The sequence below is a fragment of the Cyclobacterium xiamenense genome, from assembly GCF_900109255.1.
In the GTDB taxonomy this organism is placed as follows: Bacteria; Bacteroidota; Bacteroidia; order Cytophagales; family Cyclobacteriaceae; genus Cyclobacterium; species Cyclobacterium xiamenense.
Map to the genome: position 1 here is coordinate 261,886 of NZ_FNZH01000005.1, position 22,019 is coordinate 283,904.

14 protein-coding genes are annotated in these 22,019 nt (G+C 49.6%); 11 read left to right on the forward strand and 3 right to left on the reverse strand.

Annotated features, from left to right (window positions below; all coding sequences use genetic code 11):
* The first annotated feature begins 84 nt into the window (after positions 1-84).
* The 11 genes from BMW71_RS16980 to BMW71_RS17030 all read left to right on the forward strand — a co-directional run bounded on the left by BMW71_RS16980 (position 85) and on the right by BMW71_RS17030 (position 16,402).
* The gene (locus BMW71_RS16980; RefSeq protein WP_092176689.1) at positions 85-294 is read left to right on the forward strand and encodes a Sec-independent protein translocase subunit TatA/TatB; all 210 of its coding nucleotides are present in this window, start codon (positions 85-87) and stop codon (positions 292-294) included.
* A gap of 4 nt (positions 295-298) precedes the next feature.
* Entirely contained in the window at positions 299-1,732 is a 1,434-nt protein-coding gene (gene gatA, locus BMW71_RS16985; protein ID WP_092176878.1) for an Asp-tRNA(Asn)/Glu-tRNA(Gln) amidotransferase subunit GatA, read from the forward strand.
* Positions 1,733-1,745: 13 nt separating this feature from the next.
* The gene (locus BMW71_RS16990; protein ID WP_092176692.1) at positions 1,746-3,140 is read left to right on the forward strand and encodes a lytic transglycosylase domain-containing protein; all 1,395 of its coding nucleotides are present in this window, start codon (positions 1,746-1,748) and stop codon (positions 3,138-3,140) included.
* A 78-nt stretch (positions 3,141-3,218) separates the two neighbouring features.
* A complete protein-coding gene (locus BMW71_RS16995) occupies positions 3,219-4,319 on the forward strand; it encodes a DUF4837 family protein (protein ID WP_092176694.1) in 1,101 nt (366 codons plus the stop codon).
* A 32-nt stretch (positions 4,320-4,351) separates the two neighbouring features.
* Complete coding sequence (locus BMW71_RS17000; protein WP_092176697.1) at positions 4,352-6,616, forward strand: NADP-dependent malic enzyme; 2,265 nt, start codon at positions 4,352-4,354, stop codon at positions 6,614-6,616.
* On the forward strand, positions 6,613-7,215 hold the full coding sequence (ruvA, locus tag BMW71_RS17005) for a Holliday junction branch migration protein RuvA (RefSeq protein ID WP_092176700.1): 603 nt from the start codon (positions 6,613-6,615) through the stop codon (positions 7,213-7,215). Before BMW71_RS17000 ends, ruvA begins: the two co-directional genes overlap by 4 nt.
* A 103-nt stretch (positions 7,216-7,318) precedes the next feature.
* Positions 7,319-14,389 (forward strand): T9SS outer membrane translocon Sov/SprA, encoded by a 7,071-nt coding sequence (gene sov / locus BMW71_RS17010; RefSeq protein ID WP_244891207.1) that lies wholly within the window; start codon positions 7,319-7,321, stop codon positions 14,387-14,389.
* A 50-nt stretch (positions 14,390-14,439) separates the two neighbouring features.
* Positions 14,440-14,820, forward strand: a complete 381-nt coding sequence (gcvH, locus tag BMW71_RS17015; RefSeq protein ID WP_092176705.1) for a glycine cleavage system protein GcvH — start codon at positions 14,440-14,442, stop codon at positions 14,818-14,820.
* A gap of 11 nt (positions 14,821-14,831) precedes the next feature.
* A complete protein-coding gene (locus BMW71_RS17020) occupies positions 14,832-15,212 on the forward strand; it encodes a VanZ family protein (protein WP_244891208.1) in 381 nt (126 codons plus the stop codon).
* 74 nt (positions 15,213-15,286) lie between these two features.
* Positions 15,287-15,961 (forward strand): energy transducer TonB, encoded by a 675-nt coding sequence (locus tag BMW71_RS17025; protein WP_092176707.1) that lies wholly within the window; start codon positions 15,287-15,289, stop codon positions 15,959-15,961.
* A gap of 81 nt (positions 15,962-16,042) precedes the next feature.
* Complete coding sequence (locus tag BMW71_RS17030) at positions 16,043-16,402, forward strand: DUF2237 family protein (protein WP_092176710.1); 360 nt, start codon at positions 16,043-16,045, stop codon at positions 16,400-16,402.
* 159 nt (positions 16,403-16,561) lie between these two features.
* Here BMW71_RS17030 and BMW71_RS17035 read toward each other — a convergent pair whose 3' ends face one another.
* From BMW71_RS17035 to BMW71_RS17045, 3 genes are read right to left on the reverse strand one after another with little or no spacing between them, the layout of a single operon-like run.
* Positions 16,562-17,440: a YicC/YloC family endoribonuclease gene (locus BMW71_RS17035; protein WP_177179687.1), complete on the reverse strand. Its 879-nt coding sequence runs from the start codon at positions 17,438-17,440 to the stop codon at positions 16,562-16,564.
* A 16-nt stretch (positions 17,441-17,456) separates the two neighbouring features.
* A complete protein-coding gene (locus BMW71_RS17040; RefSeq protein ID WP_092176715.1) occupies positions 17,457-20,897 on the reverse strand; it encodes a biopolymer transporter Tol in 3,441 nt (1,146 codons plus the stop codon).
* Positions 20,898-20,927: 30 nt separating this feature from the next.
* A complete protein-coding gene (locus BMW71_RS17045) occupies positions 20,928-21,983 on the reverse strand; it encodes an NAD(P)/FAD-dependent oxidoreductase (RefSeq protein ID WP_092176718.1) in 1,056 nt (351 codons plus the stop codon).
* Between the last annotated feature and the right edge of the window lie 36 nt (positions 21,984-22,019).

The following is a 22,019-nucleotide window of genomic DNA, read 5'->3' on the forward strand; positions in this document are numbered from 1 at the left end:
TAATTACAACATGCTTTATTTCCTTTGCGTTAGAAAAGCACAGTGATATATTTGTAACAATTTCATAATTAAAATAAGCGAAACATGAGTACATTGGGTTTTATACAAAATATCGGAGGGGGATCACTGGTGATCATCGTTCTGGTAGTCATTCTTCTTTTTGGTGCAAAAAGAATTCCCGAATTGGCTAGAGGTCTTGGCAGAGGAATACGTGAATTCAAAGATGCCACCAAAGAGATTCAGGATGATTTGGAGGAAGGACTGAAGGATGACAACAAAAAAGCAAAAAAATAACACGTTGGAAAAATTTCTTTCATTCGATGAGATAAAAAAATCGCTGGAAAAAAAGGAAACGGATTGCAAAGCGATTGTAACTTATTACCTAAACAACATTGAGACGAAGGCGCATTTAAACGCCTTCGTTGAAGTTTATGGCTCTTCGGCTTTGGAGCAGGCCGCGGCCATTGATGAAAAAATTGCTGCCGGGAAGGCCGGAAAACTGGCCGGTATGGTGGTGGGAATCAAAGATGTGCTCTGCTATCAGGGACATACTGCCAATGCCTCCAGCAAAATCCTGGAGGGCTTCGAATCCCAATTTACCGCCACCGCCATTCAACGATTGATTGAGCAGGACGCCATCATCATTGGCAGATTGAATTGCGACGAATTCGGAATGGGTTCCTCCAATGAAAATTCCGTGCATGGCCCGGTGAAAAATGCACTGGACGAAAGCCGGGTACCCGGGGGGTCTTCCGGTGGCTCGGCAGTGGCCGTTCAGGCCAATCTGTGTACCGTATCACTCGGAACCGATACCGGAGGCTCGGTACGCCAACCCGCAGCATTCACGGGAGTTATTGGCATCAAGCCCACTTATTCCCGGGTATCCCGCTATGGATTGATTGCCTATGCCTCTTCTTTTGACACCATTGGGGTCTTTTCGAAAAACATAAAAGACAATGCCCTGGTACTGGAAACCATGGCTGGTTCGGACGATTACGACAGTACTTCTTCCAGAAAAGCCGTGCCGGAATACAGCAACCTGCTTCATTTCAACAAGCCCGCAAAAATTGCCTACCTGAAGGAAACGGTCCATTCCGATGCGCTGCAACCGGAAATAAAAGAGCACACCCTGCAAATCCTAAAAAAACTTGCGGAGGAAGGACATCAGGTAGAAGAAGTGGCTTTCCCTTTGCTGGATTATGTGCTACCCACCTATTACATCCTGACCACCGCAGAAGCCAGTTCGAACCTTTCCAGGTTCGACGGTGTTAAATACGGATACCGAACGCCAAATGCCCACAATCTGGAAAGCATGTACAAGCTGACCCGATCCGAAGGTTTTGGCGAAGAAGTGAAACGGAGAATCATGCTGGGGACCTTTGTGCTAAGCGCCAGCTATTACGATGCCTACTTCACCAAGGCACAAAAGGTGAGGCGGTTAATCAAGGAATTTACCGAAGATTTATTGACCAAATTCGATTACATCGTGCTCCCGACTACGCCGAGCACCGCATTTAAGTTTGGGGAACATTCCAACGATCCGGTGGCCATGTACCTGGAAGACCTGTTTACCGTACAGGCCTCCGTATCCGGTGTACCGGCGGTGTCCATTCCCAACGGAACGGACAAGAAGGGATTGCCTATAGGCTTGCAAATCATGGCCAATTCATTTAAGGAGGCGGAATTGTATGCATTCGCCAATTACCTGACGGAAGCGGCACCAAACAATTAACTATACGAAGGATATGAGGGAAGGATTTTTCAAAAACGTGTTGACGAGCTTGCTGGCAGGGAGCCTGTTTTTTCCCGCAGCTATCGCCCAGGATCAAATCAATCAATTGGCTAGCGAAACAAGGATGACAGAAACCGTAGCCCCGTTTTACGACTACGAACACATTCCGGACTTTACCTACGATGAGGTAGAGAAACGCGTGGCGGCCATGGAAACGGACATGCCCTTCGAGTTAAACGAAACGATTTTTGCCTTCATCAACTATTTTACGGTACGAAACAGGGATTATACCCGCATGGTATTGGCCAGACAGGACATGTTTTTTCCGCTTTTTGACGAGGCGTTGGAAAAACACGACATGCCTGCCGACATCAAGTACCTGGCCATCATCGAATCGGGATTGAATCCGAAAGCCAGGTCGCGCGTGGGAGCTATGGGGCTCTGGCAATTCATGCCGGCTACCGGCAAGGAATACCAATTGTATGTCAACAGCCACGTAGATGATCGACTGGACCCCGAAAAATCCACCGATGCAGCACTTCGATACCTCAAGGTCTTGAACCGCAGGTACAACAATTGGGAATTGGCTTTGGCGGCGTACAACTGCGGCCCTGGAAACGTAAACAAGGCCATCCGCAGGTCGGGAGGAAAAAGAACCTTCTGGGGGATCTACCGCTACTTACCCAGAGAGACACGTAGCTACATTCCTCAATTTCAGGCAATCATGTACGTACTTCGGCATGCTGAAGCGCATAACCTGATACTGGAAGAACCTGCCTATGCCATGGACTTTGATAAAGTAAGTCTGGGAGCGGGATTTACGCTGGAAAACCTGGCCAAATTCACGGACCTTTGCCTGGAAGACCTGGAATACCTAAACCCTTCCCTGCTGCGATCCGAAGTACCCGACTTCAACAAAGACCGAACCATCAACGTACCCCTACACAAAGTTGCCTTCATTACCGAAAACCAGCCCTGGTTGGTTGATTCCCTGCAGCTAGAAAAGGAACGGTACCTGGCATCCCTTCCGGAAGAGCCCGAGAAACCGTTGCACAACCTCACCTATCGGGTTCGCAGCGGAGACGTTTTGGGAAAAATAGCGCAACAGTACGGCGTATCCGTGAGTCAATTAAAATCCTGGAACAACCTGTATTCCAATACCATTCGCATCGGTCAGGTACTGCACATCTACCAGGACAACGACTCCTTTGACAAAACCATTGCGTCGTCCCAACAGCCCCCTGCCGTTACGGAAACAAGCGCTGGAAAAATGTACACCGTACAACCCGGCGATTCCTTGTGGCTGATTTCGCGAAAACTCGAGGGGGTGAGCATCGATCAGCTCAAAAAGCTCAATAACCTGAACTCCAATCAAATCAAGCCCGGACAAAAATTAATTATCGGATAGTTTTAAAACTATATTTTTAATTTTATTTTTTCCATTAGGTAAATTTTCCTAATTTAGGCTTAGGTAAAACAACAACCAATGGATAATCGTATCAAAACGCTTGTGATTTTCTTGTTTGCTATCGCTGTCCTTGTCGGATGCGAGAACAACGGGGAAAGTGGCTCTTCCAGCAACAAACCAAAGGCCAGGGGTTCCCTTGGTGAAATTTTATTAGTGATTGATTCAGCAAAGTATGCCGGACCCGTTGGGGAGGAATTGCGGGATATTTTTGAGGCAAACATTCCCGGTATCATCCGCGAGGAATCCCTTTTTTATGTACGTAAAGTAGATCCCCGCAAACTTACGCGCATACTAAAAATGGCGAATAACATGGTATACGTGACGACCTTTGACGATACCAAGCCCGGAAGTCGCACCATAAACAGCCAATTCACCCCCGAATCCAAAGAAATGGCCATGGAGGATCCCTCCCTGTTTATGCTGCGAAACAAGGACGAATTTGCCGTTGGTCAGGAAGTATTGTATCTTTTTGGTGAGAACGAAAAAGAACTGATCCAAAACCTGCGGGCAAATAAATCTCAATTGCAAAACCTGTTTATCGGAAGAGAGCGAGACCGACTGGCGAAAGCCTTATTTAACCGAAAAAACAGCGAAGCCGCCGTCAAATCCGCCGAAAAATTTGGAATGACGCTGAATTTGCCTGCTTCCTACCAGTTTGTTTTGGAAGCGGATGATTTTCTCTGGTACCGACAGCCCACACCTCGAACCGATAAGCCGGACATCAGTTTGTTTTTTTACCAAACAGCCTACACCGACGAGGAGCAGGTTTTTCCGGAAAACATCATCAAACTCAGGGATACGATTGCCAAAGAGCATATTTTCGGCGACCCGAGGAAAAAAGAATCCTTTTTGGTGACGGAACGCCTGGAACCACCGGTGTTTAAAAACGTGCAGATCGACGGAAAATACAGCGTTGAAATGCGCGGGGCCTGGAAAACCAACAATTTGTCAATGGGAGGATCGTTCTTGTCCTACACGGTTGTCGACGAGGTACAGGGTAAAATCTTCTACATGGAGGGTTTTGTGTATTACCCGAACGAAGCGCACCGGGCTTCCCTTCGGGAGATCGAGACCATTTTGAACGCCACGTCGTTTCCAGCCAAAGCAGAAGAAAAGTAAGGACGGACTACATCATTTTTCCCAGCCCACTCATGAAGATCAGAAACGAGGATGCCTTAAATTACCACCAATTCAAGAAACCGGGCAAAATAGAAGTGGTTCCCACCAAACCCCTTTCCAGCCAACTTGATTTGGCACTTGCCTATTCTCCCGGGGTAGCAGAACCCTGCAAAGCCATACAGACGGACCCGGATTCCATCTATAAATACACCGCCAAGGGCAACCTGGTGGCGGTGATATCGAATGGCACTGCCGTACTGGGATTGGGCAACATCGGCCCGGAGGCCTCCAAGCCCGTAATGGAAGGAAAGGGCGTGCTCTTCAAAAAGTTTGCCGGGATCGACGTGTTTGATCTGGAAATCGACGAAACGGATCCCGACCGCCTGATTGGCATCATCCGTTCCCTGGAACCCACTTTTGGAGGCATTAACCTGGAGGACATCAAAGCTCCGGAATGCTTTATTATCGAAAAACGGTTGAAAGAATTGATGAAAATTCCCGTGATGCACGACGATCAGCACGGGACGGCGATTATTTCCGGTGCGGCGCTGCTCAATGCGCTGGAAATGATCGGAAAACGAATCGAGGATATCCGGCTGGTGGTGAGTGGAGCGGGCGCGGCTGCCGTGTCCTGTGCCCGGTTTTACGTGGGTCTGGGTGTGAAGCTCGAAAACCTCGTCATGTGCGATATCGACGGAGTTATCCGAAGGGACCGACCCGGGCTGAATGACATCCACCAAATGTTTGCCACCGATCGGGACCTGTACCACATTACCGAGGCCATGCAGGGAGCAGATGTCTTCCTGGGGTTATCCGCGGGGAATATCATCAGTAAGGAGCAAATTAAGTCCATGGCAGAGAACCCCATTGTCTTTGCATTGGCAAATCCTACCCCTGAAATCAGCTATGAAGACGCCATGGCCGCCCGAAAGGACATCATCATGGCCACTGGCCGGTCCGATTACCCCAATCAGGTCAACAACGTGATTGGCTTCCCCTATATCTTTAGAGGGGCGCTGGATGTGCGGGCCACGGGAATCAACGAAGAAATGAAACTGGCAGCTGCCTATGCCATAGCGAACCTGGCAAAAGAGCCGGTTCCGGATATTGTAAACAAAGCCTATGGGGAAAGCAAGCTGGCTTTTGGTAAAACCTACCTCATTCCCAAACCACTCGACCCCCGACTCATCACCACCATTGCACCTGCGGTAGCGAAGGCGGCCATGGCTTCAGGTGTGGCAAAAACGCACATAGCCGATTGGGAGGCCTATGAATTAGACCTGCAGGAGCGCATAGGCATCGACCAACGTCTGATGTCCCGGGTCATTTCCCGAGCCAAGAAAGACCCAAAACGGGTGGTATTTGCCGAGGCGGACAACCCCAAGATCCTCAAAGCCGCCCAACTCATTCGGGACGAGGGCATCGGAGAGCCCATACTTTTGGGTAACCGGCAAAAAATCAAGAAGCTATTGAAAGCCAACTCGCTGGACCTGGACACGGTACTGGTGATTGACCCAAATGAGGAAAAGGCAAAACTCAAGCATTTTGGCTCCATCCTGTACGACAAGCGAAAACGGAAAGGGCTTACCCTCCACGAATCCACGAAATTCATGAAAGACCGGAATTATTTCGGGGCCATGATGGTGGAAGTAGGCGAAGCGGATGCGCTGATTTCCGGCCTAACCAAAGACTATCCGCGAACCATCTTGCCCTCCCTGCACATCATCGGCGTGAAAAAAGGCGTGGACAAAGTTGCCGGGATGTACATCATCAACTCCGACAAGGGACCGTTTTTCTTTGCCGATACCACGGTCAATGAAAATCCCAGCGCAGAAGAATTGGTAGAAATCATCGGACTGACGGCCAATGGGGTGCGGTTTTTTGATATCGATCCGAAAATCGCCATTCTCTCCTATTCCAATTTTGGATCGGCAAAAGGCAATGTACCTTCCAAAACCGCCCAGGCGACCCAATTGGCAAAAAACCGCTTTCCGGAATTGGTGATCGAAGGTGAAATGCAAGCCAATGTAGCACTCGATGAAAGCATTCAAAAAGAGAATTACCCCTTCAGTGCGTTGATCAACAATAAGGCCAATACGCTAATTTTCCCGGACCTCGCATCTGGAAACATTGCCTACAAACTGGTATCCGAAATAGGAAATGCCGAGGCCATTGGTCCCATTCTGCTTGGGATGAATAAGTCCGTTCACGTACTGCAACTGGGTAGTTCGGTTCGGGAAATTGTTAACATGGTAGCCATTGCCGTAGTGGATGCCCAAAGCATTTCTTCCCCATGATTGCCTACCTGAAAGGAAAACTGGCCCACAAAGATCCAACCTATGTGATCATCGATATTCAAGGCGTTGGCTACGAAGTAAAAATTTCGCTGACGACTTTTGGGAAGGTGAAGGAGGAAGAGCAAATTCTCCTGCACACGTACCAACACATCAAAGAAGACGGCCATACCTTGTACGGCTTTAAGGATCCTGCCGAGAAAAAGGCATTTTTAGAATTAATTTCGATCAATGGAGTCGGACCCAATACCGGCTTAATGATTTTGTCTTCCCTCAGTGTGGAAGAGTTGGAGCAAGCCATTTTGCAAAACGACCACGCCACCATTCAACGGGTGAAGGGGATCGGGGCAAAGACCGCCCAACGAATCGTTTTGGAACTCAAAGACAAAATCAAAAAAGAGGGCATCGCCGCGGGCGACGGGACGTTGCCGGGCTTTATTCAAAACAGCAATAAATTAAAACAGGAAGCGTTACAAGCCTTGATCACTCTTGGATTTACCAAAGCACAGGCAGAGAAAAATATCCTTACCGTTTTGAAAAAAAGTGGTCCCGATGTTTCATTGGAAGCATTAATTAAAGCATCTTTAAAGTCGTCATCATAACCAAGCACCATTGGCCTTTACTTTCTCACATATTTTTTGGAGAAAAAAGTCATTTCATCGGTACAGCATTCTACTTCGCGGAGTGTTTTGTCTGATGTGCTGTATGTACGTATCCAGCGCTCAGGCCTTTCAGGAGCCGGCTCAGGACAGCATCCCGACGAAAATGGACACACTCAATAAGCGAAAGGAATTGCCTTCTTTTCTACTTTGGGACGACCTCAATACCCGGCCGCTGTACCCCTACCAAAATCCTTTTTTGCGAAACAAATCCCCCTTTATTTTCTCTCCCAACCAGGAGCAGCGCATTGAAGTGGAAGTGGATACAGCCGTCAATTACCGCATTTATCAAAACCTGGATTCCGGAGCGCTGGATCCGGGATATTCCCTGGACTTCGAAGACTATTCGCGCATGCAGGAATTGCGCATTCGCCAGGAGTATTGGCGCAACCGCTCCCGTGGGCTGGATGGGGAGAGTGCCGTGGGAGGCCGGGGGCTCATTCCTCCCATCACTATGAGCCCTACCTTCGACCGAATATTTGGGGGAAACGAAATCACCATTGTCCCTACCGGAAACGTAAACCTGGATTTTGGGGGGATTTTCCGACGTATTGACAACCCCTCCATTCCCATCCGCCAGCAACGAAACGGCGGATTCAACTTCAACCAGCAAATCCAGATGAGCGTCAATGGGATGCTGGGGGAAAAAGTGCGCATCGGGGCCAATTTTGACAGCAACAATTCCTTCGATTTTGAAAACCAGCTGAAGGTAGAATACGCCGGCTTTGAAGAGGATATCCTGAAAACCATCGAAATCGGTAACGTCAGCATGCCCGTGCAAAACAGCCTGATCCAAGGAGCACAAAACCTTTTCGGCGTCAAAACCCAAATGCAATTTGGCAAGCTTTTTATGACCACCGTGGCCTCCACCCAGCGGGGCCGACGGGATGAAATCATTATAGAAGGCGGAAATCAGGGCCGACCCTTTGAAATTCGTGCATCGGAATACGACGAAAACCGGCACTTTTTTCTCAGTCACTTTTTCCGAAACAACTACGAAAACTGGCTGCGAGGACTTCCGCAGGTGCTTTCCGGCGTGCAAATCACCCGATTGGAGGTGTATATCATGAACCGGGCAAACAACACCCAAACCCTGCGAAACTTTGCCGCATTCATGGACCTGGGAGAAGGACAGCGCATCTACAACCCGGAAAATCCCGGGATCGGCAGCGGTAACCCCCAATTCCCGGCATCCAACAACGCCAACGAACTCTACAATACCCTGCGTAACAATCCCGCTTACCGGGATTTTGAGACTTCCGCGACGGCCATCAGCTCGGATTTGGGTCTGGAACGAGGCGTGGAATTTGAGCAGATCAACGGGGCCCGAAAACTGGCTGAAAACGAATACACCTTTAACCGGCAGCTGGGGTACTTCAGTTTGTCCCGAAAACTGCAAAACGACGAAGTCATTGCGGTATCCTACGAATACACCTACAACGGGCAAAGTTACAAGGTGGGAGAGCTATCCGAAGATTACCAAAACCGACCGGAAGACAACGTGATCTTTATGAAAATGCTGCGCCCGGCTCGGATCAATACCCGCATCCCGACGTGGGACCTGATGATGAAAAACATCTACAACCTGAACGCCAACCAAATTCAGAAAGAGGGCTTTCAATTGCAGGTAATCTACCGGGACGACCGTACCGGCCTGGACAACCCCAGCTTGCTCGAGGGGCAAAACGTGAAGGATATCCCACTGATACGCCTGCTCAAACTGGATAACCTCAACCCCCAAAACGACCCCCAACCCGATGGCAACTTTGACTTTGTACAGGGGCTGACCATTCGGCCCGAACAGGGCCTGGTCATCTTCCCGGTACTGGAGCCCTTCGGTGAGACCCTGGAAGACTATTTTCTTCCCTCGGAAGTCAACCTGGTGGATAAATTCGTCTACGACACCCTGTACCGAACCACGCTGGCGGATGCCGAACTGGTTACCCGGCTCAACAAGTACTTTCTAAAAGGCAGCTTCACCTCCGGTTCCGCTTCGGAAATCATGCTTCCCGGCCTGAACATCAGCGAAGGGTCTGTTTTGGTGACCGCAGGCAATATCCCCCTGACCGAGGGAGTGGATTATACCGTGGATTACAATATAGGCCGGGTGGTCATCATCAACGAAGGAATTTTACAATCCGGCAAACGCATCAGTGTTAGCTTTGAAAAAGCCGATTTGGTCTCCTTTCAGACCCGGAGCCTACTGGGAACCCGACTGGACTACCTGGTTAACGAAAGTTTCAACATTGGCGGTACCTTTCTCTACCTCAACGAACGGCCAAATATCTCCCGAATTGCCACCGGCAACGAAACCTTGCGGAACTCGCTTTGGGGCCTGGATGTAAATTACGACGAAGAATCCCTGTTCCTGACCAAACTGGCCGATGCCCTGCCCTTTACCGAAACCAAAGAGCCCTCGTTGATTCAGTTCAGTGGCGAATTTGCCCATCTTATCCCAGGCACCTCCAACCAGGTAGACGGAGAGGGCGCCTCCTACATCGATGACTTCGAGACGGCCATCATCCCATTCAACCTGGGATCCTCTCCTCAAAACTGGAAATTGGCCGCCACGCCACTTACCGAGGACAACCAATTTGACGAAACTCCCAGGGCGGAAGATAGGTTGGGAAACGCCTACAAACGAGCCAGGCTGGCCTGGTACTCCATCGACAACGTGTTTTACCGACCGGCCGGAAGGGGCGTGCCGCCAAACATCACCAACGACGACCGAAGAAATCACTACGTAAGAAGGGTGCTGCCTCAGGAGATTTTTCGGGGTCGAAACCGGGACGTGTTGATCACACCGGAACCCTTGTTCGAGATGGCCTACTTTCCGCACGAGCGGGGCATGTATAACTTTAACCCTTCGTTGGACGCTTCGGGCCTCTTACCGAATCCCCGGGAAAACTACGGAGGCGTCACCCGTGCCATTACCTCGGAAGTGGATTTTGACCGGACCAATATCGAATACATTGAATTCTGGCTGATGGACCCTTTCATTGCGGGGCCAAATGGTCGGGTGTTGGACGGCGTTTTTAATGAAAACAACACCACCGGTGGTAAATTGGTCTTTAATCTCGGAGAAATTTCGGAGGACGTCATCGTGGACGGCAGGCATGCCTTCGAAAACGGCCTTCCGGCAGACGGCTCGGAAGCAGGGACCGCCGTCAACGAGTGGGGCCGGGTGACCAACCAACAGTTTCTGACCCCCGCCTTTGATAATTCGCCGGAGGCCCGGGAAAACCAAGACGTGGGGTTAAACGGATTGAGCAGCGAGCAGGAAGTCGAATTTTATCTGGACCGGTTCCTAAACCGGCTAAACGTGACCCCTCAGAGCCTGGAGCAGATTAGCCAGGATCCTGCGGCCGACGATTTTCAGTACTACCTGGATTCCGAATTTGACCAAAACGACGTAAAGATCCTGGAACGGTACAAAAAGTTCAACGGACTGGAAGGGAACACCCCCATTACCGCCAATACCAACCTGCCCTACACCCCCTCCGGTTCCAACGTTCCCGACAACGAAGACCTTAACAACGACAATACCCTAAACGAGGTCGAGAGCTATTACGAATACGAAGTGGACCTGCGCCCCGGCGGATTGGAAGTGGGTGAAAACAACATCGTCGATCAGGTTACCCATATAGAAAATGGGGAAGAGGTGAACTGGTACCTCTTCCGGATCCCGGTGCGGCAACCCGATGCCACGGTGGGAAACATCTCTGGTTTTAAGTCCATCCGCTTCATGCGTACCTACCTGACGGACTTTCAACAACCCGTGGTCATGCGGATGGGGCATTTCCGGCTGGTGGGTAGTCAATGGCGAATATTTCAGGAATCCCTCTTCGAAAAAGGATTTTCGGAAATACCGGAGCCCGACAATTCCAACTTTACGGTGGGTGTGGTAAACATCGAGGAAAACGGACAGGGAGGCGAAAACCAAAGCCCTTATGTATTGCCTCCGGGTATCTTCCGGGACCGGGACAATACCTCGACAATCGAGCGCCAACTCAACGAACAGTCGTTGCGCCTCTGTGTGGAAAACCTTCAGAGCCGGGACTCCCGGGCCGTGTTCAAAAACGTAAGTCAGGACCTGGTTCAATACGGCCGCCTGAAAATGTTTTTGCATGCCGATAGCCAGGATGCTGTCGACGGGGAATTGACTGCCTTCCTGCGCATTGGAACGGACTACACGGACAACTACTACGAAATTGAGGTTCCCTTGCAGATAACGCCACCCGGCACCCGGGATCCCCGGCAAATCTGGCCCCTGGAAAACGAAATCGATGTAGCCATCGACGAAATCGTCGGGGTGAAAGCAGAGCGGGACAACAACCAGCGTCCCCAAAATATCCCCTATTCCGTACAGGTGCGGCAATACCGGGTAACGGTGGTAGGGCGTCCGGAGCTGAATTTTATTCAGGGCATGATGATCGGCATCCGCAACCCGGGCATCACCGGGGGAGCCAGTAAATCGGTATGCATCTGGGCCAACGAATTGCGGGCCACGGACTTCAATAAGTCCTCCGGATGGGCAGCCAACGCCCGACTCAACGCACAGATTGCCGATGTGGCCACCGTTTCCTCCTCCATCCGACACAATACCTTTGGCTTTGGCGGTTTGGAAACCAGGCTTTCCGAAAGGGCCCGGGAATCCACCACCCAATACGATATTTCCGCCAATGTCAACGTGGACAAAATTCTACCCAAAGGACTGGGTGTAAGCATACCGCTGTATGTCAGTGTGGAAAATTCCACCACCAAACCGGAATTTGACCCGCTCAACCCGGATGTGCCTTTCGAGATCGCCCTGCAAAAATTCAGCAGCGATGGCGAGCGGGAAGCCTACCAAAACCTGGTGTTGGACCAATCCAAACGAAACAATTTTAGTCTCAACAATGTCCGCAAAATCCGCAATCCGGAAAAGGAAACCAACCGGCTGTATGACCTGGAAAATTTCTCGTTTTCCTATGCCTACGGCTCGGTCCGCCAAAGCAATATACAGCTGGAAAGCTACAATTTTGAGACCTACCGGGGTAGCATTGCCTACAACTTCCAGCCGGACCCCCTGATCGTCACCCCTTTTCAAAAAATGGGGTTCCTGCAAAGCGACCACTTGCAATTGATCCGGGATTTTAACATCAATTTTGCCCCCAGCCAGGTGTCCGCAAGGCTGGATGTGGACCGGCGGTTTATGCGTACCCAAAACCGAAACGACCAGCTCAGCACCGCTGGTGTGGATCCCCTGTTTCAGAAGAGCTTCTACATCAACCGGTTTTATAGCCTGAATTGGGACCTGACAGAAAGCCTTTCCGTGGACCTAAGTTCCAGCATCAATGCCGTGGTAGACGAGCCGGCGGGAGACCTGGACACGGAAGGAAAACTGGATTCGCTGCGCGCCAATATCCGCAGACTGGGAAGAGTCACCAACCACAGCCAACAGGCGGTGGTCAATTACAGCGTACCGTTAGAAAAATCCCCCATCACCGACTGGATCAGTGCCGATGTACGGTATGAAGCCACCTACAGTTGGCTTACAGGAGCTATCGGCCAGCGAGACAGCCTTGGTAACGTGATCCAAAACTCCCGCGACCGATCGGTATCCGGTAAGCTAGACCTGGTACAACTGTACAACAAAAACAAGCGGCTGAATGCCTTGAATGCGCCCAAGCGGCCCACCATTCCGGGCAGGCCACCCACGCCAGCCGCCGAAGGGGACGAGGAGGAGAAAGACGAACCCTCCACGGAGGGGCTGACAGCCGCGGCGCTGAAATTTCTGATGATGGTAAAAGATATCAACTTCCGCTATCAAATCACGGAAGGCACCTTCCTGCCGGGCTACCTGCCAAATACTGGGCTATTTGGTATGGACCGCAGTTTCATGAACCCCGGGTTGGGCTTCGTTTTGGGTAGCCAAAATAGCGACATTCGCTTTGAACTGGCCAATCGCGGGGTACTGGCTGCTAGCACCGCATTGACACAAGCATTTCGGCAGAACCAGTCCAAAAACCTGCAAGTGAGTTCGCTGATCGAACCCTTAGCCGATTTCCGCATCACCGTAGATTTCCGAAAGCGGGAAAACGGCGACTACAGTGAGATTTTCCGCAGGTCCGGGCCCGGTGCCGAGGACTTTACCTCCATCAACCCCAACCGTCTGGGCTCCTACAGCATCACCTATAACGCGCTCAGAACGCTTTTCCGAAGACAGGACTCCCAAAATGTCTCCCCGCTCTTTACGGACTTTGAAAATTACCGCTCCATTATTCAGTCCAGGCTGGAAACCGAAAACCCCGGCGGTGCGTACAACATAAACGGGCAGAACGTGCTGATACCGGCCTTTCTGGCGGCTTATTCCGGGCAGGAAGCGGGAACGGTCTCGCTAAACCCCTTCCCAAAACTACCCCTGCCCAACTGGCGCGTGGATTACGGGGGGCTGGCACGCTTACCTGCCTTGAGCGAATACTTCTCCTCCATCAACCTAACCCATAATTATGCTTCCCTGTACGAGGTGAGCAATTTTTCCAATGCGCTGATTTATCAGGAAGGTCTGGAACTGTACAACACCCTTCAACAGCTACCCCTACCCAGCATGACCGATGAATTTGGCGCATACATTCCGATCCTGATCCTAAATCAGGTGGTTATTTCCGAACGCTTCGCTCCGCTGATTGGAGTGGACCTGTTGACCAAGGACCGCATGAACATCAGTTTCGAGTACAACACGGAACGAAACATTGGCTTGAATTTTTCGAATGCGCAGGTCACCGAACAAAATAGCCAGGATTTCCGGTTTGACCTGGGCTATACCAAAGCCGGTGTAAAGGTGCCCTTCAAAATTCAGGGAAGGCAAGAAGTGCTCAATAACGACCTAACCATTCGCATCTCCACGCGAATCGTAGACACAAATACCATTCAACGCAAGATCGAAGGGGAAAACACGCTCACGAACGGAAACCTAAATGTTCAATTACGGCCCAGTGTCGGCTACGTAGTCAACCAAAAACTCAACATACAGTTTTATTTTGACCGCACCATCAATGACCCCAAAGTATCCACAGCATTCCGAAGAAGTTCTACTTCTTTCGGAGGACAATTGACATTTAATTTAAGTCAATAATTTTGTCCTGTGAAGAAACATCGTAATTTTGAACTGTTAACGACTAGCCAATGAATTTTCCAAAAGAGTTAAAGTACACCCAGGACCACGAATGGGTAAAAATCGATGGCAACACGGCCACCGTAGGCATCACGGATTTCGCACAAAAGGAACTTGGTGACATCGTTTTTGTCGAGGTGGATGCCGTAGGGGAAAGCCTGGAAGCCGGAGCGATCTTTGGTTCGGTAGAAGCAGTAAAGACCGTTTCTGACCTTTTTATGCCCCTGAGCGGAAAAATTCTCGAATTGAACGAGTCCCTGGAGGAATCGCCGGAATTGGTGAATGACGATCCGTACGGAGCAGGATGGATGATCAAGATCGAAATGGACGGAAAAAGCGATTCCTCGCTCCTGTCACCCGAAGAATACGAAACGTTGATTGGACAACAATAATCGAGAGAACGTTGCGCGCAAACCTGGCACTTGCCATCGGCTGGTCACTGGGCATGGCTTACGCTTTATTTAGCCCCGAAAGCGGTGTCCCGGATTTACCCCGGTTTTTTGGATCGGACAAGGTAATCCATTTTGGCATGTTTTTCGGAATGGCCTTTCTGTGGAGCCGGGTCATTCGCCAAAAGCTAAACGATGCGCAAAAGAAAAATTCAAAAAATTTTACTAATTATTTAGTTTTATGGATTTTTCTTGCTATCTTTACAGAGTACGTACAACAGCTGGTTCCTGGCCGGTCCTTTGATTACCTGGATATTGCGGTGAACATACTGGGCGGAACTATTGGTACAGTTATTTTTGTTTACATGAATAAGCAGGGTAGCATTCTTGTATAAATAAAAATAATTTGTTATGATTGTTACTTGGAATGAAATAAACGAATCAACAAAATAAAAAAAGGAGTTATACCATGGAAGCCAAAAAAACACCAAAAGCTGATCTAAGCAAGAAGACGGGAATGTTCCTGAATCTTGGGCTCATGGTCAGTGTTGGTCTGGTCCTGTTCGCCTTTGAGTACAAGTCTTACGACGATGGCCTGCTCAAGGATTTGGGATCGATCGATGATGACTTTGAGGAATTGTTAGACATTCCCATCACCGAGCAGCCACCACCACCCCCACCACCAATTGAGCAGCCTGAAATCAAGGAAATTCCCGATGAAGTAGAAATCGAGGAGAAAATTGAAGTAAACTTCGACGTAGACGTTCAGGAAGAGACCGTGATCAAAGAAGTGGTAATCGAAGAAGCGCCTGTGGAAGAAAAAGCAGACGAGATCTTTGACGTGGTAGAAAACATGCCCACACCTCCGGGAGGAATGGAAGGTTGGAACAAATACCTGTCCAAAAACCTAAAATATCCCACCCAGGCCCGTAGAATGGGTATCGAGGGAACGGTTTACGTGGTCTTTGTTGTAAATACGGACGGATCGATTCAGGATGTGGACATTCTGAGGGGTATCGGCGGCGGTTGCGACGGAGAGGCCATGCGCGTAGTTAGAAACGCTCCTGCATGGGAACCCGGAAGACAACGAGGTAGACCCGTTCGGGTAAAAATGAGACTTCCAATCCGCTTCAAACTGAGCTAAGCGATACATGTAATTGAACCCCATCGTTAAAAACCATAGGTGTGTACACATCTATGGTTTTTTCATGTAACCCTACCCTCCATGGCAACGAATGTATTTGGACAGCCACTTCTGCCCTGTTGTTTCAATCCCCTAACCGGCTTTTACCGGGACGGATATTGCCGTACAGGAACCGACGACACGGGCACCCACACCGTCTGCGCCATCATGACTGCAGAATTTTTACAGTTTAGCTTATCCGTGGGCAACGATCTGACCACCCCGCGACCGGAGTACGGTTTTCCCGGACTGAAGCCCGGAGACAAATGGTGCCTTTGCCTGACACGTTGGCTTCAAGCCTATCATGCCGACGTGGCACCCAGCGTAATACTCGAGGCCACCCATGAAAAAACCCTGGATTTAATACCGCTCGATGAACTGATCGCCTTTGCCGCGAAATAAAAAGCGAATTCTTTTTCCGGTAGTTGGTAAAAATCACACCTAATGGAGTGGCCATAAGCGCGCAAGTAAACCCGCGGCGATAAACCTGCCCTATTGCCGATACCCAGGCACCCACTCTTTTTCCGGAACCGGTACTGACAGGCTGTAACAAGATTTCCGTTACAAAATATTCAAAGCTTGTTCTTTGATCTTTTCCAACTCGTCCTTCATGTCGATCACCTGGTGCTGAATAGTGGCATCGTTTGCCTTGGACCCGATGGTGTTGATCTCCCTGCCCAGTTCCTGGCTCACAAAGCCCATTTTCTTACCCTCCGATTTGTTGGATCCCAGCACCTCCGCAAACAACTTGAGATGCGCCTCCAAGCGAACGATTTCTTCGGATATGTCCAGCTTTTCGAAATAATAGATCAACTCCTGTTCGAAGCGATTGGCGTCAAAATCCTGTTCTTTTACCCATTCCGAAAAATTGTTTTTAATTTTTTCCTTTAACCGTTCTTTGCGAACAGGAACCAGTTCTTTTATGCGGTCCAGACATTCCCGGATAGTCGTCAGGTTTTCGGTAAACTTTTCCATCAATACCCGTCCCTCACGTATTCTGCTCTGGTCGCAATCTTCCAGTGCCTGTACCAACACCTCCATAACTTTTTCCCAGGCTTCTTTGGTGCCCGATTTTTCCGTATTGGAGAGCACCACATTGGGCGACTGCAGGGCAAGTTTAAATAAATCGGGGGATTGCGTGCCTACTACGGCCGCCATTTCCGAATACTTTTGAAAATAGCGTTCAAAAAGATCCTCCTGAATGACTATCGGTAACTCCTCTTCCTTTTTGGAGACAAATTCAACCGAAATGTTCACCTTTCCCCGTTCCAGCAGGGATGCAACCAAGGTTTTGACCTCCGTTTCTTTGTCTGAAAACTGTTTGGGCGACCGGAAACTAAGGTCAAGGAACTTTGAATTGAGGGTTTTTATCTCGATCTGAATGGAGTAATGCTGGTCTTCAAACGCTGCCAGGCCAAAGCCTGTCATGGACTTTATCATTCGATGGGGGTTTTAATTAAAAATTATAACCCAAAGTTACATAAAACCTGGTTTTCTCTATGGAATAATTTCGAACAGGTCGCGCTGCGTCCAGCTTTACGTAGTAGTTCAACAGCACCGTTCGTATGCCAGCCCCGTAACTTTGCAGCCAGGGGTTGTTGAAATTGTTCAGCGTGATGACAAAGGGAGAGCCCTCCGTATTAATAATCTCCGTATTTTGATCGTTTACGCGCTCCCAGGGAGCAGCATTGGTCCAGGCGGACCCGGCGTCGTAAAACCCTACCAGCTGGAAATTACGAATAAAGTTTGACGTAATGTTTCCGCGGGAAAGGTACGAAAATAAGGGAATCCGCAACTCAGAGGTAAAGGTAATCACGTTGTTGCCGCGGATTTCATCGTAGTCAAAGCCTCTTAGGTCCACAAATTCCGCAAAGAGCAGGTTGGAGTTCTCCACGCCGGCTTCGTTTCGAATGGGAGATACTTCCGGACGATTGGTGGGGGGTTGGTGAAATTGGTTAAACAGCCAGTTATCCATACCTCCCACCAGGTATTTTTGCGGGTTGTTGCCAAAGAAACTCCCCGCGTAAATCCGGGTAGCAAGGGTAATGTTTTTATGGATTTTCTGGTAATTTCTAATATCCAGGAACACGTTGCTAAACGACCGCTGCTCGTTATTAAGTCCCTGGTAGTGTACCATTCCGATCTTCCCTTTCAAGCCCTGCTCCATGTACAGGCCCAACTGCCGGGTTTTATCCACCACCAATTCGGCCCTTCCACCGGCATAATTGACATCCAACCGGTTTTGCGGTCCATCGTTGCCCCTCAATACCGAATCCGGATTCAAATTGAAATACTGGGTTTTGGCCACGAAAGGCGTAATGCTCACCCGTGTGCTGACCGAAAGTGGATAGGATACGCCGATTTCCGATTTGGTGAGTACGTATTTTTGGAAAGTCAGATCGCCTTCGTCCCGGAGGATGGCCCTCCTGTCAAACCTGCCCCGGAAATCCAGTCGGTATTTCAGGTACTCGTACTCAAAGTACACGTCACTCCCGGACCGAAAATCCATGGCGGCCATGATTCCTCCACGAATGGAATGGTTATCGAGTAAATCGGTCATCCTGCCGTTGAGATTGATGCCAAAGCCTCTTAGGGGATCAACCACAAAGGAGGTGTTGAGACTGGTGGTAATGAATTGTGGAATGTAATTTCGCGGTCCCTGCACCCGCTTTACCATGTTTTGCTGCCGGAATGCATCCAAAATATTGCTGCGCCTTTCGGCGGGGCTGGGCTGCGCTTCCAATGCCTGTGCCGATTCCTGTCCGTAGAGATTGGGGATGGTATCAAATACGTAATTGTCCGTATCCAGTCCCCCTTCGCGCTCAAATCGGAGTCGGTCTACGTTGATTGCAGCGGTTTGGGGTTCGGTGACCTGCGGTAGGGTATCGCTGCTGACCGGTTCGCTAGCCTCGGGCGCTGCGGTATTTTCGACCGGCCCGCCTAGCATCAAGGATTCCAGGTCGACACCGACTGCGGTAGAATCCGCCTCTGCCAGTTCCGGCGTGGCAATTTCCGGAGCAAGGGTTTCGTTTTCCGGTAGGGTCTCCTCTACCTCTGTTTCAGCCGGATCCGGCTCGTTTTCCCGTTGGATTCTCCGGTTGGATATCCGTTCGTTCAGCATCTTCGCCTGTTCCAGTTGAATCCGGGGCGTACTGGGGGTGAATTGGTCCATGTTTGGAAAGGTCTCCACCACCAACTTACTTTGGCTTCCATCCCGCACAGCGTAGGCCCACTTGTTGTTTTCTAAGTCGTAATCAAAAGCCTCGAGGCTTTTATTAAACGCGGAAACCTGACTTGAAATCGAATTGCCCAAACCCAGGCGCATCACATTGGTAATACCGCTCTGCTCACTCAGGTGAAGGATAGTCGCGTTATTCAGCTTCTTGGGCAGCAGGTTGATGTGATTCAGGTTGGTGAGACGTTTTTCCGAGATGGTATCTCCCAGATTCAATTGAAACAGGTTGTAATAATCCGGCAAGTTGCGCACATCCATCACGCCGGTCAGTAGGCTATCCGGCAGATCGGTTTTATTGGAGGCATAGATAATGGTTGAATCATTCAGGTAAATCGGCGTCCGGTTGTCAAATACGTCGTTGGTAAGCCTTCTTCCCTGTCCCCGCATATTCAGGGTATAGATATCGGTTTTTCCATTATTGATGGCAGACAAAACCATTGTCCGCCCATCGGGAGAAAAATCCAGGCTAAGAATTTGAGTAATGTTTCTCAAAAAAAGCTTATCCTGATTGCTTCCATCAATGGCCCGCATGCGCAGCGTGGTGACGCCTCGTTTAAAGGTCCCAATTACCAGGTTCAGTGTATCTCTCCAGGCAAGCGCCGGCGTGGTATAATCGGCATCTTGCTGGTAGGAGGCATATCCGCCCCGGAGAATTACCCGTTCCCTCCCGCTGCTTAGTTCCCTGATTTTGACTCTGTACTTCCCTTCCACGTTCTGCACATAAGCCAGGTGTGTTCCATCGGGACTAAAGTTGAGACTGGAAATGGCCCCGTATTTGTTTTTTGGCGTGGATACCAGAACCTTGTCTTCGTCCAAATCTTTAAAGTTCTGGAAAACGTCCTTGTTGATGCCCGTGTAGAAATTGGCCCATTCGGTGGTAAAATCACGAAACCTTCTCCCCAGCGTATTGGCGATGCTGTTCTCCTCGTTTCGGTTGATTCTACTCAGGTTAAGAATGCTGGAAATGTACCGTCTTCCATATTTTTCTACGATATAGTTCCAAATAGACTGTCCGACCAAAGCCGCATCTTCGTTCCGAAGTTTGAAGAGTTTGGGGTTCTCATTTTCCCACAAATAATGCCTGACAAAATCATCCATTTCCCTGCTCCATCCGTGGGCGAGGTACATGGCGGCACCATCGATGAACCAATCCGGAAAATTATTTATCAGGTTTGCCTGGAAAGCATCCGAAATACTGGAGCCGTACAACATCTCTTCAATGATTATTTTGGAGGTCTCGTAAAGTAGCTCCCGCTTGAACGATTCCCAGGACCCGGAATAAGCCACCTCTGCAAGTAACTTGCTAAAAAAGGTCTGTCCGTCTACGGTAAAGGAGTTGTTATTTAGGTTCAGGTTGCTCTCCAGCATCTCCTGATTGGAATTGTAAATAAAAATCTTTGGTTTGGTGTAGGCAACGTAACCGATGGATTGGGTCAACTTATCAAATTCCTCTTCCAGAAAATCGACCGCCATGCGGGCATTGGCCTGTCCCCCATCGTAGTAATATACCTCGAAATTATTGGAAGCGAAAAAATACCAGTCCTTGTCCGTATGTTGTATCCTATTGTTACCGAACCGTTCCTGATCGAATTGTGCCATGAGCAGACCGCTGTTGGCACAAAAAACCAGTACCCAAATAAGTGCTAGATTTTTAAGTCTCATTTACTTGCTTTCCTATTAGTTGCCAATATCTTAAATATACTTAAAAAAACGATTTATGTTCACTTCTTTTTGAGGTTCCTTGCCTGAAATTAAAAAATCACGCATCTGCAGACTGAAAAAAGGCGCCAGCGAAACGCCCTTTGCCCCCAGCCCACCGAACAGGTAAACGTTTTTTTCGGAAGGGTGTTGTCCCAACACAGGCCTTCTGTCCCGAATAGCCGGGCGGATCCCTACCTGATGGTCAGTAATTTCCTGCACCCCTGCCGGTATAAGCTGGCTTAACTTGTCCAGAAGTTCCTTTTTTCCCGCCAGCGAAGGATTCAAATCCAGCTCCCGGTTGTTGTACGTAGAACCCACCTTACCCAGCCCCTCGCCCATATCAATCCGAAAAACACCCCGGTTGATAATCTCCCTGGCACAAAAGTCCTGCCTGACGGTCAGGATTTCCCCCTTAACCGGGGTAAAGGGCACCCAGTCAAAAAAAGGGGAGGTTCCGGCGGCTACGCCATTGCAGAAAACCAGGTTTCGGGCACAGATGTGCGCAAACTTCCAATACCCCCGGTGGTCCCGACTGCGTGTATCTACCGAAAACCGGCGCAGCATCAGGATTTCCCGGTCCAGTGCCCAGGTTTTGAAGGCCTGCAGTAGTGGTTTTATCGCCACGTATCCGGAGGATTTCAGTAACAACCCACCGTAGGAATCGTTGACACCGGGGAATGTGGGGTTGGAAAGTACTTTATCGATGTAGTGGTCGTATTGCGTATCGGCGCTTTTTGCGATCCACTCGTTTTGCTCCTCGTAGGACACAAACGGTCGATAAATCCCCGTGGGGTACAAAAACCGTTGATTCAATGCACGCTCCAATTCTTCGTAAAACGGCTCAATATTGGCAAACAAGGCATCCGCCAACCATGTTTTTACCATTTTTCTACCCGTTATGGGATTGTAGAGTCCGGCAGCAACTTTGCTACTACTGTTGGGGTTGGCGTCGTCCACCAGGTAGACCTTCGCCCCGGCGCAGTGCAGGCGATATGCCAGAATACTGCCCGCCAGTCCCTGGCCGATGAGTAAAAAATCTACATCCATACGCTAAATTAACTCAATCTTTGTTATTTTGAACCT

What these genes read in the sequence shown, in the direction of transcription:
- BMW71_RS16980 (WP_092176689.1), top strand. Translation starts at nt 85, where the DNA reads ATGAGTACATTGGGTTTTATACAAAATATCGGAGGGGGATCACTGGTG.
- BMW71_RS16990 (WP_092176692.1), top strand. Translation starts at nt 1,746, where the DNA reads ATGAGGGAAGGATTTTTCAAAAACGTGTTGACGAGCTTGCTGGCAGGG.
- BMW71_RS16995 (WP_092176694.1), top strand. Translation starts at nt 3,219, where the DNA reads ATGGATAATCGTATCAAAACGCTTGTGATTTTCTTGTTTGCTATCGCT.
- BMW71_RS17000 (WP_092176697.1), top strand. Translation starts at nt 4,352, where the DNA reads ATGAAGATCAGAAACGAGGATGCCTTAAATTACCACCAATTCAAGAAA.
- ruvA (WP_092176700.1), top strand. Translation starts at nt 6,613, where the DNA reads ATGATTGCCTACCTGAAAGGAAAACTGGCCCACAAAGATCCAACCTAT.
- sov (WP_244891207.1), top strand. Translation starts at nt 7,319, where the DNA reads ATGTACGTATCCAGCGCTCAGGCCTTTCAGGAGCCGGCTCAGGACAGC.
- gcvH (WP_092176705.1), top strand. Translation starts at nt 14,440, where the DNA reads ATGAATTTTCCAAAAGAGTTAAAGTACACCCAGGACCACGAATGGGTA.
- BMW71_RS17025 (WP_092176707.1), top strand. Translation starts at nt 15,287, where the DNA reads ATGGAAGCCAAAAAAACACCAAAAGCTGATCTAAGCAAGAAGACGGGA.
- BMW71_RS17030 (WP_092176710.1), top strand. Translation starts at nt 16,043, where the DNA reads ATGGCAACGAATGTATTTGGACAGCCACTTCTGCCCTGTTGTTTCAAT.
- BMW71_RS17035 (WP_177179687.1), bottom strand. Translation starts at nt 17,440, where the DNA reads ATGATAAAGTCCATGACAGGCTTTGGCCTGGCAGCGTTTGAAGACCAG.
- BMW71_RS17040 (WP_092176715.1), bottom strand. Translation starts at nt 20,897, where the DNA reads ATGAGACTTAAAAATCTAGCACTTATTTGGGTACTGGTTTTTTGTGCC.
- BMW71_RS17045 (WP_092176718.1), bottom strand. Translation starts at nt 21,983, where the DNA reads ATGGATGTAGATTTTTTACTCATCGGCCAGGGACTGGCGGGCAGTATT.